At 62.3% G+C, this 14,613-nt stretch carries 19 protein-coding genes, 1 other RNA gene and 1 pseudogene; 8 read left to right on the top strand and 13 right to left on the bottom strand.

The features are described 5' to 3' along the window. Nucleotides 1–352: 352 nt before the first annotated feature. Nucleotides 353–1,873, top strand: coding sequence for a DASS family sodium-coupled anion symporter (locus PHP59_RS07295; protein WP_300165538.1), 1,521 nt, complete (start codon nt 353–355; stop codon nt 1,871–1,873). Here the strand turns inward: PHP59_RS07295 and PHP59_RS07290 are convergent. Then, a complete protein-coding gene (locus tag PHP59_RS07290) occupies nt 1,866–2,225 on the bottom strand; it encodes a hypothetical protein (RefSeq protein WP_300165536.1) in 360 nt (119 codons plus the stop codon). The genes PHP59_RS07295 and PHP59_RS07290 overlap by 8 nt on opposite strands. A 70-nt stretch (nt 2,226–2,295) precedes the next feature. Here PHP59_RS07290 and PHP59_RS07285 point away from each other — a divergent pair, with 70 nt between their 5' ends. Next, nucleotides 2,296–2,529 (top strand): helix-turn-helix transcriptional regulator, encoded by a 234-nt coding sequence (locus PHP59_RS07285; protein ID WP_067047094.1) that lies wholly within the window; start codon nt 2,296–2,298, stop codon nt 2,527–2,529. Between the two features lie 345 nt (nt 2,530–2,874). On the opposite strand, the gene PHP59_RS07280 is transcribed toward PHP59_RS07285, so the two are convergent. Beyond that, nucleotides 2,875–4,539: a phospholipase D-like domain-containing protein gene (locus PHP59_RS07280; protein WP_300165532.1), complete on the bottom strand. Its 1,665-nt coding sequence runs from the start codon at nt 4,537–4,539 to the stop codon at nt 2,875–2,877. Nucleotides 4,540–4,590: 51 nt separating this feature from the next. On the opposite strand from PHP59_RS07280, the gene PHP59_RS07275 reads away from it, so the two are divergent. From PHP59_RS07275 to PHP59_RS07265, 3 genes are read left to right on the top strand one after another with little or no spacing between them, the layout of a single operon-like run. Beyond that, entirely contained in the window at nt 4,591–5,181 is a 591-nt protein-coding gene (locus tag PHP59_RS07275) for a uridylate kinase (RefSeq protein WP_300165530.1), read from the top strand. A gap of 47 nt (nt 5,182–5,228) precedes the next feature. Next, on the top strand, nt 5,229–5,390 hold the full coding sequence (locus PHP59_RS07270; RefSeq protein WP_300165528.1) for a zinc finger domain-containing protein: 162 nt from the start codon (nt 5,229–5,231) through the stop codon (nt 5,388–5,390). A 2-nt stretch (nt 5,391–5,392) separates the two neighbouring features. Beyond that, entirely contained in the window at nt 5,393–5,653 is a 261-nt protein-coding gene (locus tag PHP59_RS07265; protein ID WP_300165526.1) for an elongation factor 1-beta, read from the top strand. On the opposite strand, the gene PHP59_RS07260 is transcribed toward PHP59_RS07265, so the two are convergent. From PHP59_RS07260 to PHP59_RS07250, 3 genes are all read right to left on the bottom strand, one after another. Beyond that, nucleotides 5,637–6,599 carry a malate dehydrogenase gene (locus PHP59_RS07260; RefSeq protein ID WP_300165524.1) on the bottom strand — a complete coding sequence of 321 codons (963 nt, stop codon included), beginning with the start codon at nt 6,597–6,599 and terminating at the stop codon, nt 5,637–5,639. The genes PHP59_RS07265 and PHP59_RS07260 overlap by 17 nt on opposite strands. Nucleotides 6,600–6,612: 13 nt before the next feature. Continuing rightward, nucleotides 6,613–6,924, bottom strand: an RNA gene (gene ffs / locus PHP59_RS07255) — signal recognition particle sRNA. Between the two features lie 12 nt (nt 6,925–6,936). After that, nucleotides 6,937–7,953, bottom strand: coding sequence for a hypothetical protein (locus tag PHP59_RS07250; protein ID WP_300165522.1), 1,017 nt, complete (start codon nt 7,951–7,953; stop codon nt 6,937–6,939). Nucleotides 7,954–8,062: 109 nt separating this feature from the next. Between PHP59_RS07250 and PHP59_RS07245 the strand changes: the two genes are divergently transcribed. After that, nucleotides 8,063–8,254 (top strand): hypothetical protein, encoded by a 192-nt coding sequence (locus PHP59_RS07245; protein ID WP_300165520.1) that lies wholly within the window; start codon nt 8,063–8,065, stop codon nt 8,252–8,254. 16 nt (nt 8,255–8,270) lie between these two features. Here PHP59_RS07245 and PHP59_RS07240 read toward each other — a convergent pair whose 3' ends face one another. Both PHP59_RS07240 and PHP59_RS07235 read right to left on the bottom strand, forming a co-directional pair. Beyond that, on the bottom strand, nt 8,271–8,837 hold the full coding sequence (locus PHP59_RS07240) for a DUF1269 domain-containing protein (protein WP_300165518.1): 567 nt from the start codon (nt 8,835–8,837) through the stop codon (nt 8,271–8,273). A gap of 125 nt (nt 8,838–8,962) precedes the next feature. Beyond that, nucleotides 8,963–9,385, bottom strand: coding sequence for a hypothetical protein (locus PHP59_RS07235; RefSeq protein WP_300165516.1), 423 nt, complete (start codon nt 9,383–9,385; stop codon nt 8,963–8,965). A gap of 248 nt (nt 9,386–9,633) precedes the next feature. Between PHP59_RS07235 and PHP59_RS07230 the strand changes: the two genes are divergently transcribed. Next, nucleotides 9,634–10,038 carry a hypothetical protein gene (locus tag PHP59_RS07230; RefSeq protein WP_300165514.1) on the top strand — a complete coding sequence of 135 codons (405 nt, stop codon included), beginning with the start codon at nt 9,634–9,636 and terminating at the stop codon, nt 10,036–10,038. A gap of 262 nt (nt 10,039–10,300) precedes the next feature. Here the strand turns inward: PHP59_RS07230 and PHP59_RS07225 are convergent, their stop codons facing one another. Continuing rightward, on the bottom strand, nt 10,301–10,852 hold the full coding sequence (locus PHP59_RS07225) for an HdeD family acid-resistance protein (protein ID WP_300165512.1): 552 nt from the start codon (nt 10,850–10,852) through the stop codon (nt 10,301–10,303). Nucleotides 10,853–10,995: 143 nt separating this feature from the next. Here PHP59_RS07225 and PHP59_RS07220 point away from each other — a divergent pair, with 143 nt between their 5' ends. Then, a complete protein-coding gene (locus PHP59_RS07220) occupies nt 10,996–11,535 on the top strand; it encodes a small multi-drug export protein (RefSeq protein ID WP_300165510.1) in 540 nt (179 codons plus the stop codon). Nucleotides 11,536–11,575: 40 nt separating this feature from the next. Here PHP59_RS07220 and PHP59_RS07215 read toward each other — a convergent pair whose 3' ends face one another. The 5 genes and pseudogenes from PHP59_RS07215 to PHP59_RS07195 form a co-directional block, all read right to left on the bottom strand. Next, a complete protein-coding gene (locus tag PHP59_RS07215) occupies nt 11,576–12,100 on the bottom strand; it encodes a DUF1269 domain-containing protein (protein ID WP_300165508.1) in 525 nt (174 codons plus the stop codon). Between the two features lie 105 nt (nt 12,101–12,205). Beyond that, nucleotides 12,206–12,253 (bottom strand): annotated as a pseudogene (locus tag PHP59_RS12700) (hypothetical protein); the annotation flags it as partial. 200 nt (nt 12,254–12,453) lie between these two features. After that, a complete protein-coding gene (locus tag PHP59_RS07205; RefSeq protein ID WP_300165504.1) occupies nt 12,454–12,702 on the bottom strand; it encodes a hypothetical protein in 249 nt (82 codons plus the stop codon). 18 nt (nt 12,703–12,720) lie between these two features. Then, nucleotides 12,721–13,299 carry a hypothetical protein gene (locus PHP59_RS07200; protein WP_300165502.1) on the bottom strand — a complete coding sequence of 193 codons (579 nt, stop codon included), beginning with the start codon at nt 13,297–13,299 and terminating at the stop codon, nt 12,721–12,723. An 89-nt stretch (nt 13,300–13,388) separates the two neighbouring features. Beyond that, a complete protein-coding gene (locus PHP59_RS07195) occupies nt 13,389–14,372 on the bottom strand; it encodes an AI-2E family transporter (protein WP_300165500.1) in 984 nt (327 codons plus the stop codon). Nucleotides 14,373–14,613: the final 241 nt, after the last annotated feature.

The raw sequence follows: 14,613 nt of genomic DNA, 5'->3' as shown, positions 1-14,613 counted from the left end.
TTTGCCCTGCAAGAGCAGAACCTTGTGGGGGTAGCAGGTGCGGGACGCGCCGTCGAGCCTGTGGACTCACCTCAATAGAGGGAGGATGAAGCAGGAAGCCCCGGTCTTCAGGCCGGGGTAGTTCACTTTCAGGCCTCAGATCTCTTTTCCCTCCGTTTCGCCGGCTCTGGTCCGTGAATCCTCGCACTCCCGCGGGTACTGATCGGCCTGTCTCCTCTCTCCTCCCCGCCACGGTTTTCTTTTTCCAAATGGGGCAAATGCCGCTAAAATCATCCCGATTCCTCGAAACGAATGGATTTGCCCGATCAGAAGGGAATAGTAGAAATATCACGAATTCCAATCTTTGTGTCCGATGAAAAGTAGTATCGGGAGGGTCCTCGGGGTCCTTGTATTTCTGACCCTTGTGTTCGCTCCCATCGACGACACGCTGATCCCGACAGCGGCCAGATATGTGGCCGCGGTCACCCTCCTGATGATCATCTGGTGGGTCACGGAGGCGATCCCCCTGGAGGCGACGGCACTTCTGCCCGTGGTGCTCTTCCCCCTTCTCGGCGTCCTCAGCGCCAAAGAGGCGACGGCCCCGTACGCCGACAAGGTCATCTTCCTCTTTCTGGGCGGGTTCATCATCGCCATGTCCATGCAACGCTGGGGCCTCCACCGGCGTATCGCCTTGAACATCATCAACGTCGTCGGGACAAGCCCGCGACGGCTCATCCTGGGCTTCATGATCGCGACGGCCTTCCTCTCGATGTGGATCTCCAACACCGCCACCGCGATGATGATGATCCCGATCGCGATCGCGATCATCGCCACCATCATCCCCAATGCCAGTGCCACCCTGAAGAACATGACCGAGGAGCAGCGCGACTTCTGCGAGGCCCTCGTCATCTCCATCGCCTATGCCGCCAGCATCGGCGGTATCGGCACCCTCATCGGCACGCCGGCGAACGGCATCTTCGTCGCCCAGATGAAGACCCTCTTCCCCGCGGCACCTGCCATCGACTTCTTCTCCTGGATGAAATTCGGCGTGCCCCTGGTCGCCCTCTTCATCCCCATCACCTGGCTCTGGCTCAGTTACGGATCGTACCGCCACCTGCCCTCGAAGATCGCCCATGCGAGGGAGATCATCGACCACCAGATCGAAGGTATCGGGCCGATGACGAAGGGGGAGAAGTGGACGCTGGCCGTCTTCGTACTTGTCGCCCTTGCCTGGATCTTCGAGAAAACCAAGGACATCGGCGGCTTCGTGATCCCCGGCCTCGACATCATCTTCCCGGCCATCGACGACTCGACGGTCGCCATCGCCGGCGCCCTCCTCCTCTTCCTCCTCCCGGTGGACAGGAAGAAGGGGATCTTCACGATGGACTGGGAATGGGCCGTGAAGATCCCGTGGGGCATCCTCCTCCTCTTCGGCGGCGGCCTCTGCCTCTCGACCGCCTTCATCAAGAGCGGCCTTGCAAAGGTCATCGTCGACCAGATCGCGATCTTCGGCGCTCTCCCCATCGTCCTCCTCGTCCTCCTGGTGGCCATCGGCATCTCCCTCCTCACCGAGGTGACCTCGAACACGGCCGTCGCCTCCCTGATGATGCCGATCATGGCCGTCACCGCCGTCTCCATGAACATCCACCCGTACATGCTCATGCTCACCGCGGCGGTCTGCACCTCCATGGCCTTCATGCTCCCTGTGGCGACCCCGCCCAATGCCGTCGCCTACGCCTCCGGCTACATCGACATGAAGGACCTGATGCGTTCGGGCTGGGTGCTCAATTTCACCGGCGTCGGCCTCTGGACACTCTTCCTCTTCACGGTCGTGATGTGGGCCCTCGGCTTCACCCCGGCCCTCCCCGACTGGGCGACGATGCCGGTCAGATGAGGACGACGTCCGCGGCCGCCTTCACCACCACCTCTTTTCTCCCCTGATACGTTTGCACCGTCCCGGCGACCTGCACCCTGTCGCCCTTCGCGAGGGCGACCCCCTGTGCCGCCGAAGCCGGGATGAAGACCTGCGTCCCGTTCACCTCCGCAATGAGATGGCCGCCGGCGAGCTCGCGCACATCCCCGACAGTGCCGGTGAGGAGGACAAAGCTGCCGTCGCCGGCGTCAGGTGTCCAGGGCGCGGCAAAGGCCGCGCTCCCCGCCGCGGCGAGGGCGGCGTGCAGCCCGAGGAGGAGGGCAGATATTCCGAAAAGAATAATGAAAGCCTTTATTTCCGGAGATGCAAGCATGATGTAATATTCTCATGCTTTTTATATATGGGCCGATACGTTCATATGTTAACGGTGTTAACTATTGATCATGCACCCGACCACCCTCCCACCTTCCTCCAGGAAGGTCCTGATCATCCTGGAGGACGGCGGTTCGATGACGCACAAGGACCTCGTCCGCTCCTCCAGCCTTGCCCCGAGGACTGTCAGGTATGCTCTGAAGCGACTGAAGGACAACAACCTCATCATTGAGAAGTTCAACTTCAAGGACGCCCGCCAGATCATCTACCAGTACAAACCCCAGCAGGCCGCGGAAGCCGTCTGAGCACAGCACGAGTCTCTCTTTTTCGCCCCGGCGAATCGCTCGCTCTCCGTTCGAGCGGAAGCCGTACTCTTCTGTCTGAACTTTTCTCGTAGTTCGTTACCGAAAGCCGAAGGCTTTCTCGACTCCCTCCGGTCATCCCGCCAATTTGGATAGGACCCGGTAAGAGAGAACAGGAAATCATGGTGAGGGGAATTGCCGTATCCCTGCCTATCTTGACACGGGGACCGGGGGCATGCCCCCTGGAAAAGACTCTGATCCCCTGACTTTCCCGAAAAAGGGCAGCGAATTCCGCGCTCGACCCTTCCTCCCTCTAGTCTCGGAAAAACCCCACACGCCCCCCGCCCCTCACCGCTCCCACATCTTCCGTACGACATACAGGGCTGCGAAGAGGATCATGACGCCGACGGCAGCGACGATACGATAATCGAACCCTGCATCTCCGCCGACCCTCGTCCCAGCCTCCCAGTCGGCCGCGAAGACGCGGGCGAAGTACGCCGCCGCCTCCGGGTGCTCGACGATCACCCCTGCCTCGCGGTTGAAGTCGGGGGAGTTGTCATTCCAGTTGATCGAGGAGACGAGCACGCTCCTGTCATCCACGACCACCCCCTTTGTGTGGACCTTCTCCAGGTTCGCCTCCGCAAGGTCGACGCACCGCGCCTCGATCGGGAGGCCCTCGCTCCGGGCAAACTCGTTGATCCAGGCCGCCATCTCGTCGTTGTCCTTCTCGCCCTCCACATTGAACCACGCAGAGTCGAGAAGCACCTGCACGGAGACGCCGCGGCGCGAGGCATTGATCGCCTCGGCCAGGTACCGGTTCGGCCCTCCCGCGGTGCTGTTCGTGATATAGGCCTGCTCGATGAGGACACGCTCCCCGGCCCCCGCGATCATCTGCCGCACGAGATCGCTTGTATCCGGCGCGATCACCGGCGTCACCCTGGCGCCGTGAACGGTCTCGGGCGAGAACCGCACCTCATAGTTTCCGCCGCCCGTGGCCGCGACGTTCCCGCCCTGCGGGGCCGGCACGACGTCGCCGCCGGTGCTGTCGGCCCGGTAGACCTCCGCGAAGTAGCCCGCCACCCCGGTGTCCTGCACCCACGCCCCCCAGCCGCGGTTCCCCCTCTCCCCGGCCTCGGGGACGCCGCTCTCCTTGAAGTTCTCCGACATGACAAGGACGCTCCTCCCGTCGACCACCATGTACTTCGCGTGGTCGAAGCGGTAGCGGGCATGGACGTCGCCCGCCGTCTCCATCATCATCACCGGAACACCGTGCCCGGCGAGCATCCGGGCGACGCCCTTCCCCTCAGGGCTGATGCCCCCGACAGGCCCGCCCTCGACAAGGACCGAGACGTCGACCCCGCGGCCCGCGGCGCCGGCGAGCATCCCCGCGATGCCGGGGTGAGTGAACTCGTAGACATTCACGTCGATGCTCTCCCGCGCCGCGGCGACCGCGTCGGAGAGCACCCCGTACGAGCAGTCCGGGGAGACGAAGAGGGTCACCGTGACATTCTCGAAGGTCTGCGGGGCGAAGTCGGACTGGCCGATGAAGAAGGGCCTGGGGTCCCATCTGCCGTCCACGAGAGTATGGACCTGCCCCTGCCGCGGCACCACGTCGCCGGGCCACCCGACCTTCTGGACGGCCGCCCCGCCGACAAGGAGGGTGAGGCTGTCCTGCTTGTTCGCGAGCCTGAAGTCTCCTCTCCTCTCCATGTCGGGGACCGCCGCATCGGTGTCGACGACCTCGTAGTCGGGGAGACTGCCGTGGGCCCTGACATACCCGGCCGCCTCCCGTGCGACGACGATACGCCCGTCAATAACGCTCCCTTCAGGGAAACGGACACTCCCCTCGCCGTCGGTGATCTCGATACCGTGCAGGCTCCCGGCCCCGTCGAGGACGACGTACTCGTCGGACTCGCCGGAAAGGTAGGGGTCCGGGCAGAACGCCACGATCTGGACCGCCCCGGCCATCCCGGCGAGAAGAGCGAGGAGGAAGATGACGATGGCCGTCCGCATACTCTTCGTTCCTCCCCCCGGGTTTTTATAATCAGCCGGTCCACGCGGATCATGGACCTGCCAGTCGTCGTCAAGGTCGGGGGGAGCCTGACAGACCGCGCCGCCGCCGTGGTCGGAGAGGTGCTCGACGCCGGGGTGCCGGCCCTGATCGTGCCCGGCGGCGGGCAGTTCGCCGACGCCGTCAGGACCCTCGCGCCGCCCGACACCCCTGCCCACTGGATGGCGGTCGCCGCCATGGAGGCCTACGGCTGGTACCTCTCCTCCTTCGGCATCCCGGTGACCGCCGACCTCGCCGTGCCCGAGAGCCCGGCGGTCTTCCTCCCCTACGCCGCCCTCAGGGCGCACGACCCCCTCCCGCACTCCTGGGCCGTCACCTCGGACACCATCGCCGCCTGGGCCGCCCGGGAGACCGGGGCCTCTCTTGTCCTGGTCAAGTCGGTGGACAGCCTGACGCGCGGCGGCGTCCCCCTCGCCGCAGTCCGCGAGCCCTTCCCCTGCGACGAGGTCGACCCCCTCCTCCTCCCGTACCTCTTCGACCACCACATTCCCGCATGGATCGTGAACGGCCGGGTCGAAGGCCGCCTCCTCCGACTCCTCGAAGGTGAGGGCGTGCCCTGTACCCGCGTCCACCCGAGCATTTAATTGCACATAAGATGCAAAGATCACTAACTCTTAATTGGGGTTTATCTATGGCTATGGAAAAATGCACGTCATGCAACGCACCCCTCGTCGAACGTGGTGCGACCAGGTTTAACTGCCCCGGCTGTGGGAACGAGATCAGGCGCTGTGCCCAGTGCAGGGAACAGAGCATCGCCTACACCTGTGAAAAATGCGGGTACCAGGGGCCATAAACATGGGAAAAGTCGCCGTCATTCTGAAACTCATGCCTGAATCAGCCGAAATTGCGGTTGAAGACCTCAAGACGGCCATCAAGGCCACAGTTCCGGGCATTGACGACGTCAGGGAAGAACCGATCGGTTTCGGGCTCTTCGCTCTCAAGGTCGCCGCCGTCATCGAGGATGAAGAAGGCGCCACCGACGCCCTGGAGTCGAAACTCGCCGCCGTCGAAGGCATTGCAAGCGCCGAGATCACCGACGTCAATCGGATGATCTGATCTCGTCCATTTTTTCCAGGACCTGCTGCGTGATGCCGCGGATCTTCTCGACCGAGGCGCGGAACGCGGCCAGTTCGTTCTCCTCGATCCTGATCGCCACAGGGAATACGCCCTCGCGGTTGACCCGTGCCGGTACGCCGATGCAGGTGTTCCCGACATTGTGGACCTCGCTCTTGATGTAACAGGAGACCGTGAGGATCCTGTTCTCGTTTGCAAGGACCGTCTGGATCAGGGTTGCGATGGCGTCGCCCGGCCCATAGACCGTTGCCCCGCTGTTTTTGATGATGAAACTGCCGCTGCTTTTGACCCTGTTCACCATATCCTCCATCGGGAGGCTGGAAAACGCCGGCAGGTTCGAGATCCTGATGCCGCCGATCGTCGTCGCGGACCAGAGCGGGACCATGCTATCGCCGTGTTCGCCGATGATGCGTGTGTGGACCTCGCTCACATGGACGTGGAAGTGGTCGGCGATCAGTGCCTTCAGCCGCATAGAGTCCAGGTGGGTGCCCAGACCGAAGACCTGTCTCGGGTCCATCCTCGAGTACCGGAGAAAGACCGCGGTCATCACATCGACCGGGTTCGTGATCATGAGGACGATCGCTTCAGGAGCGTGGCTGCCGACCTCTTCGGCGATCGGAGCGATGATCCGGGCGTTCCCGAGGGCGAGGTCGATACGGTCCTGTCCTTCCTGGCGCGGCACCCCTGCCGTGACCACGACAACGTCTGAGTCGGCATAGTCTTCGGGGCGTGTGCTCCAGGTAAAGGCCGTCCCTATCCCGCGTGCGGCGCACGAGTCTGTGAGATCATGACAGAGACCTGCAAGAGATTGTTCCCTGCCAGGCCGCCCCATGAGAAGCACCTCATCGACGTGAGGGATACCTGAGATGGAATGAGAAGCAAAAGAGCCAAGCCTTCCCGTGGCTCCGACAACAGTGACTTTTGACATGGGGATCAGTCAATTGGGGACGGGTCCTCGGTCGACAATGCGTGCCTGCTCTTGTCCTGGCACTCCTTCTCCACCCCGCACCCCCATGGGCGCCGCACGTCCACGGTAAGTCTGCTCCCTTCCGGGCCTGAACCGGTCTCCGCGGTACGAGGTCTTTGCCCCCTACAGGGCATCGAGTCCTCTCCGTCGACCTCATGGGACAAGGTTTCTCAGTCGGAACACACAGGGCGCCAGCAGATCGCCAGAGCCTTCCTCGGACTTCGCCCTCCGCATACCGGCGATTTCGGATCACAGGTGACGCCGAGCCACCCAGGCTAGTCCCCATATGTACTATGGCTCACGGGATAAATGCCTTCCCTCCACCCGCGCCGCGCCACGCGGAGAGTACTCGCCCGCAGGCTTCCGGATCCTCCTTTCCGAAGATATCGAGGGCCGCGAGGGAGCGTTCGGACCTCTCCAGCAGGGGAGGAAGGCGGGCGAGGTCGCCGTGGTAGACGAGGAGGTGCTGGTCGCCCCATGCCTCGGCGATGAGGACGGGCTCGTCCCTCACCTCGGGGATCTTCTCTCTCTCTGCATGAATGGCGACCTCGTCGACGAGGAGGCTGCCCCTGTTTGCCCGGATATTGACCGCCGTCCAGAATGTGGCCGGGCCGTGGGCATCGCAGAAGACCACCTCTGGCACGCCGGCAAGGGCCGCGGCAAGGCCGAGCGTCCCGGCGCCACAGCAGGCGTCGACGAAGGTATGGGGGGCGTGCCTGCCGACCTCCCTCTCGACCGCCCTGATCTTCGGGTTGACAGGGCGGGGGAACTCGATGTGCGTCCGGGAGAGTTCCTTGTACACGACGACCTCCCCGATGGAGGTGGGGAAGAGGTTCGCCTGGACGTCGCAGCCCGCGAGGAGCTCGTGGGCGGCCGGTCCGTCCCTGCCGAGGCCGGGGACTGCCCGGCCCGTCCGCACCACGCCCCGCACCTCGGGCACCTCGCGGACGATCCTCTCCGCTGCCCTGCGGTCGGGATGGGAGGAGAGCAGGACAAGAGACCTGGCCGGGAGGAAAGGTGGTGCGGCGAGAGCGAAGGCCGGGTGGACGACCGGCGTCCCCGCGGCCCGCAGGGGCTCGGTACCGGCGATCGCCCCCTCCTCCCGGAGGGCGAGGTAGATGGCGGCGAAGACATCGTCGATAAAACGCCGGCCGCAGGAGCAGGGTGCGGCCGGTTCATAGTTCTGCGGCAGGGGGGCCGCCTTGTCGAGGGGCGCGGCCCTGCACGCGCCGCAGGGGGAGAAGACCGCGGGTACCATTCCGACGATCTCTTCCACGTCCCTGACGCACTCTCCTCCGCAGACCGGACACTGCATGGACGCGCGTGGGGTGCGGCGACATATAGTGTTTTACTCGCCTCTGCCGGCAAAAGTATATCTGGCGTGGACGGCATTCACCCTCCTCTCTCCGGAGGGGGAACACCAGATGTCATCACGATCTGTCATTCTTGTCATACTGCTCGTGCTGGTAGCGGTGATCGTCGCCGGGTGCAGCCCATCAGGGCCGCCGCCCGCGGCAGACGTCCCCGCCACCGCCGATGCCGACCTCTCCGGTGCGATCGCCCACACCCGGGCCTATGCATTCTTCAGGAGTCTCGCCCGCCTGGCCGGCGGGTGAGGCGGGATACGCCTGCTCACTGTGCCGGAACCGCGACCCGTTTCTTCTCCTTTTCTTCCTTCTCCGCCGCCTCCACTGCGGTGGCGAGGTCTGCCCCGGCGAGCAGCAGGGCCTCAGGCGTCACCATTCCCTGGGCAAGTACGAAGCCGCCGGCGTCGCGCAGCGCCTCCTTGAACCCGATCGCCCAGGTGTGCTCGATCAGCATCACGGCCGCGGCGCTGTCTGCCGGGATGGCGTCGGCGATCGTGGCGAGCTGGTCCGCGGCGATGCCGAAGTCATACTCCGCCACCCGTTCCGCGCCCGCCTCCGCGCCGGCACGCCCCCCCTCTTTCCCGGCAGCCCCGAACCCGATCAGGGCTCCCACAACGGCGCCGAAGCGCATCCTCTCCTCCTCGGTGAGATCGGTCGCCTGAAACTCGGTGACTTTGCCGCTGGCGTCCTTCCAGACAAAGAGCAGGTCGATCAGCCTAACCGTCCCCTTTTCTCGCAGAGACCTCAGTTCTTTGAGAACTTTTCCGTGGAACTCGGGCTCGTCGAAGCCGATCACGACCATCTGCATCGGTCCGTACATCACATTTGCCATCCCTCTTCCTCCATCATTCCTTCCCTGTGCGGGAAGGGGGCGACCTGTGTCATGACAGCACACTATAAAAATATGGTGATTATTGTGGGCCGGTCGCCTTACCGGATTTTACGGCTCATGCGGCTTCAGGGCGTGCACTTCAACTCGGTAAAGAGGTTCTGCCATGCCTGCCTGAAGGCGACGCGCTGTTCAGTGACCGATGATAGACCCTCCCCCAGGGTGGCACTTTCAGGAATGTTCCTGACTGCGTTGTCCAGGTTGGTGTACGCTGTCTCGAGTTCGGTCACCCGCGCCGATTTCAGGTCTTTCGCCGATGTCCTGACATTCTCCATCGCTTTCGTGACCTCGGCCTCGGCCGCCCGCAGGTCACCGACCGTCGAATTCCTGTCTATCGCCTCGACTTTCTGGAGTGCCAGGTTCAGGTCTGCCAGACTCTGGCAGAGCTGTGCCTCAGCCTGCTGGCTTGTGGGCTGCTGGGTACACCCGGCGACGGCGACGACCGCCAGCAGGGCAATGCCGATACAGATCCCGATTGTCTCTTTTTTCATCCTTTCCCTCCGGACCGGACTGAAGGCAGATGTGCCTGCCCGGTCTTCGATCGCCAGTATGCCAGATCAAATATATATCTTCGTGTATCGTCATCGCCCCTCCCCGGTGCAGTGTTCCCTCCGTTATCACCACTCTGTGGAGGGATTTATCTCCAGATCGCCGCCGGGACGAGGAGATCGAGGGGGCCGGCGATGATATATATGAGGAGGATCTTCTCCGGGTACCGCCTTTGCCGGGCGGTCTGGAGATGATGGTTGTCATGGCACGAAACCGACCTTTTGGTATTACCGTTCTCGCTTTCCTGGCTATTCTTGCGGCGATCCAGGCCATGGTCTATACCCTGCAGATGCTGCACCTCCTCCCCGTCACCCTGGGGCCGGTGCGTTTCTTCACCTTCGACCTTCTCGGGGCAATCCTCTGGGGCATGCTTGCGCTCATCTATCTCTGGGTCTTCAGGATGCTCTGGAACCTCGACCCCCAGGGATGGGCCTTTGTCGTGCTCCTCTCGACTCTGAACCTCGTCCTGGCACTCCTCTCCATCTTTGGTGCATCCACCTGGGAGGCGATGGCGCCGGCACTCCTGATCAACGGCGTCATCCTCATCTACTGCCTGATGCCCGGCACGAAAGAGGCATTCGGCGTGCCGGGATAGGGGAAAAAAGAGGGTGGCCCCCGGCCTACTGCCGGGCGAGGGCCATCCTGATCTCGGCCTCGTGGTCCTCGATCCTCTCCCCGCTGACCCCCTGCTCCGCCCGCAGGGGTGCGGGCCATGCCGGCGTGGACTCGTCGGCCGTCCGCCGATCGTCCCGGGAAACGATGTCCCGGGCGGGTATTCTATTAGTTTCTCGTTCATCTCCGTCTCCCTCCTGGATAGGGGGGATACCCGGGGGAGTACGAGATATCTATCCTCTCTCTCACCCTGCCGCACGCAGGCGGAAGGAGAAGACCATCGCGCTCACCCCACCGATGATCGCCAGGATCCCGAGGAGCAGCACCAGGGATGCGACGGTGAAGAGGGGGTTTGCAAGCAGGATGACACCGAGGATGATGCTGACGATGCCGAGGAGTGCCGGCGCCCACCCACCGCCGCTCAGGCCATGTGCGATGCCGACGGCCCCCATGATCATCCCGAGCACGCCGATGAGGATCGCGAGGAACGAGGAGATGATAGCCGTGCTGTACAGGGGGTACGCCAGCACAAGGACGCCGGCGACGATCCCGAGGAGGGCGAAGACGATCGCCCATATCCGGTGCTCGCCGCCGAAGAAAACGCCGACAAGGGCGACGATCCCGGTGATCATCCAGTATATTCCGAGGAACGTGACCAGGACGACGAGGGTCTGTGCCGGCCATGCGAGCAGAACCAGACCGAAGAGGAGGGTGACGATGCCCTGGAGGAGGACAAGCCACCAGGGAAAAGTTTCTTCTACTACCACAATATCGGCAGGAAGCATTTCACCGTTCATGATGACACCTGGGTGTAGGGACTCCTGTGCAATTATATTCCTTTCGTCCTCCCGCACCCCAACCTATATCACCGGACAGAGAGCCATGGGGAGACACCAGAGATCTGGAGGAGTTTCTCTCCTTCCTGTCCGCGGCCCGCACCATGAATCCCGACTGGCTCTTCACCTGGCTCCGGCAGGCATCAAAGGTCATATTGATCGTCGTCATCTTCACTCTACTCATTCCTCTCCTCCTCGGCCTCGCCCTCTCCGTCCCATCGGGCGTGGTGCTCGGCCTCGTTTCTTCCACTCTCCTCCTCCAGGCGAACGCCGTCTTCGTCGGTCTCGCGATGGGTCTCCACCCTGTCATGGTCCTTGCGGTCATGACCCTCGTCGAGGTCGGCGCCGTGCTCGCGATCTTCGAGACCTGCGACACCTTTGCGATGCAGTCGGTGCGGGTCCAGGCCATGCTTGAGAAAACCGGGAAAAAGATGCAGACAATGAAATATCTCTCAAAATATGGCGTCTATACTCTCTTCTTCCTCCCGGTATTCCCCATCATCGGGCTGTACTCCAGCGTCGTCATTGCGTGGATTCTCCAGTGGGACCGCCGTCTCTCTCTCCTTTTTATCACCCTCGGCTGGATCGGGATCTGCCTGGCCCTCATGCTCATGAAGTTTGGCGTCCTTAAGATCATCCTCTGATGAATGGTGGACGAAAAAAAGTGGAGTTTGCAGGGCCCTCTCACATCGCCGGGGCCGCGACCTTCTTCTTCTCTGCCGGTGCCTCCTCGCCGAAGGCCGCCCTCAGTTTTGCCTCGTTCTCCGTGGTCATGGACGTCCTGATGACCGTCCCTTTGAACTCCGCCATCTCCTTGAGGAACTTATCGGGCGTCACCTCCTTGATCAGCATGAAGACTGCTGAATTCCCGGGCTTCACCGTTTCGGAAACGTCTTTGATAAATTTGTCATCGATGCCGTAGTCTGCAAAGTGGCCGGCGATCGCGCCGGCGATCGCGCCGATCGCAAGCCCGAGAACCGGCACAAAAAAGATGATCCCGATGAGGAGGCCCCAGAAACTCCCGCTCAGCGCCCCTATGCCGGCAAGGCTCGTCGACTGCTTGATATCTGTCTTTCCATCCTGGTGGCGGACCACCACGACCAGGTCCTCGAGCCCGACCAGGTGCTCCTTGCTCATCTGTGCGAGTTTGTCCCGCACCCGAAACGCGGTTTTTTCGTCGTCAAATCCGACGACAACCAGATCACTCATGATTCGTCCCCCCTTTCGTCATGCTCTTCAGCCCGGAGAACCCCGGACCGATACCCCGAATGAGGCAGACTGTATAAAAAACCCCGTGATCCCACCCCCCTCTCTTCACCGCCTCCCAGAGCGCCGCGTGTACTTCAGCCCGCTCCCGCAGGGGCAGGGGTCGTTCCGCCCGGCCTTTGCCCCGCCGGTCGCCTGTCGACCCGATAGGCATCGTGCATCTCCCGTGTGCCGTCGAGGCTGAGGCCCACGAGAAAGTTGTGCTCCCGAAAAACTCGCACCACGCGTCGTTCAGGAGAGTCCTGTTTGTCTGGATGGTGTTCTCGACGATCATGCCTGGCCGCATGTATCTCTCCTCAGGTGCGCCCCAACCTCTTTTCCCATGCGACCTGACAGCGCACAAGGCCGCAGATCTCCCTGACGGCAAGGACGGAGAGGAGTATCGCGGCGATGAGCATGGCGACGACGAAGGCCGCGAGCGCCTGGTCGGCCGTGACTCCGAGCCCTGCCGCCGCCGCCCCGATCAGATGCGGAAAATGGGGGACGAAGACGACGAGCGTGATCACGAGTACCAGGAGAACGGTAAAAATGGGAAATGGTTTCATATCCGGTCCCGTGCCAGATCAGGTCTCTTTTTTCTCCTCTGGTGTGGCCTCCTTTAGTTTTTCAACCCTCTTTGAAAAATCCACGGCCTTCTGCTCGATCTCGACCGAGAAGATCCGCCCTGCCTGGAAGAGGACGATGATCGCCCAGATGACCAGGAGGACCAGGACCACGCCGGCGAGCACGCCGAGTACCCCTGCGATCAGGGGCAGGAAGAAGAGGTACGCGAGGACGGCGAGGAGCACGTAGCCGATGAGCCTGAACCCTGTCTGGTATCTCTCCAGCTTTGCATCAGAGACCTCCCCCTTCGAGAACGCGAGCGTCGCATACCCGGCTATGGCATTGGTGACGTCGAGGACCTCCTTGAGGATGGCGAGGAAGACGATGATCAGGGCGACGATCACGATCGCCGATATCAGCGGCTGGAGCCCGATCAGGCCGAGGAATGTCGGGTCGCCGAGCGATCCCGCAAGAGGAATGAAGATATAGACGGCGAAAAGCCAGATCAGAAAGGCAATGACGATCTCAACGATGATCTTCGGAAGACTGTCTGCAATCTCCCGCCTGGATTCGGTATAAATTTCTTCACGGGTGACCATAGTACCACCACGGCGACACATGATATATAAATCAGGATTTATATTTGCCGGTCGCCAGGCCCTGGCAGAGCAGATACCTGATTTCTCCATTATTCCACGCTTTTCGTCTCCATCAGCCTGGCAAGCCCGCATGTATCCTCCGATGATTCAAGCAGGGTTTTTGCGGCGAGGGTGAGAGGCACAGCAAGAAACATGCCCGGGATCCCGAGCACCCATGTCCAGAAAAAGAGGGAGACGATGGTGACGGCAGGGGACAGGCCCGGGACTTTTGCGGCTTCGGGTGTGGCGAAGCCCCTTTCTGCAAGGATATTGATCGCGGCGATGCCGGCGACGACCGCGCCCGCACCCCCTGTCCCGTACTCCAGCCATGCCATCCCGATGGGAGGGACGGCCGCGATCCAGATCCCGATGAACGGGATAAAAGAGAGGATGAAGACGACCAACCCCCAGAGCAGGGGAAAATCGACTCCGATCACGGCGAGAAAGAGACCTGTCCCGGCTCCGGTGGCCAGGGCGGCCCGGCCCCTCGCGGTGAAGTGACCGACGACCACATCAGAGTACCGCCTGAACACCGGCCCTTCCCCGCCTGCGGGGAGGAGGAACGCGGTGATCAAGAGGACCAGGAAAAATTCGGCGAGCAATCCGGCGAGGCCAGCGAGCACGCTCACGATAGAGGGACGAAAAGGGGAATCTCCGGGGATGGCCGGAATATCTCCGGGCGAGATCCCTGTCCCCGGGAAGAATGACATGACCCGCTCGATCTGTACCTCGAGCATCTCCTGGTAGGCGGGCAGGGCCTCCCCCATCTGCACGAGGGAGATGGAGATCACCCCGAGGATAAAAGCGCAGAAAAGGACGATCAATCCTATCACAGCAGGTATGGCCGCGCCCCGCGGCATCCCTTTCTTCATAAGCCTTTGCTGGAGCGGGGCCGTGAGGGCGGCGATGAGAAATGCAAACAGGATAGGGTTGAGGAAGTCTGCACCGGCGTGCATGCCGGCGGCCACGATAACAAAGGCGGCCCCGCAGATGAGGGCCGTTCCCGCCGGGCTCCATATGATGCCGGCGCTCATCCGGTTTCCCCCCCGCGTGCCCGGTGCATGTCCGGCATGGACGTGAGCGCGATATTTATGACTGCCGGGTCTCCGCCCCTGCCCCGGCGGTTTACCATGAAAATGATCCAGACTTTCAATTCTGGAGTTATGGATGAGAATTTGAACACACAGATTTCTCTCATACCCGATATACGGAGAACAAAACCGTCCTCAGAACGATCAGGCTCTCTGCCTTCCCGCCCCTATCTTCGTCCCGGGG

This window comes from Methanofollis sp., from assembly GCF_028702905.1.
Classification (GTDB): domain Archaea; phylum Halobacteriota; class Methanomicrobia; order Methanomicrobiales; family Methanofollaceae; genus Methanofollis.
This window is presented reverse-complemented; position numbering and strand designations above follow the sequence as displayed.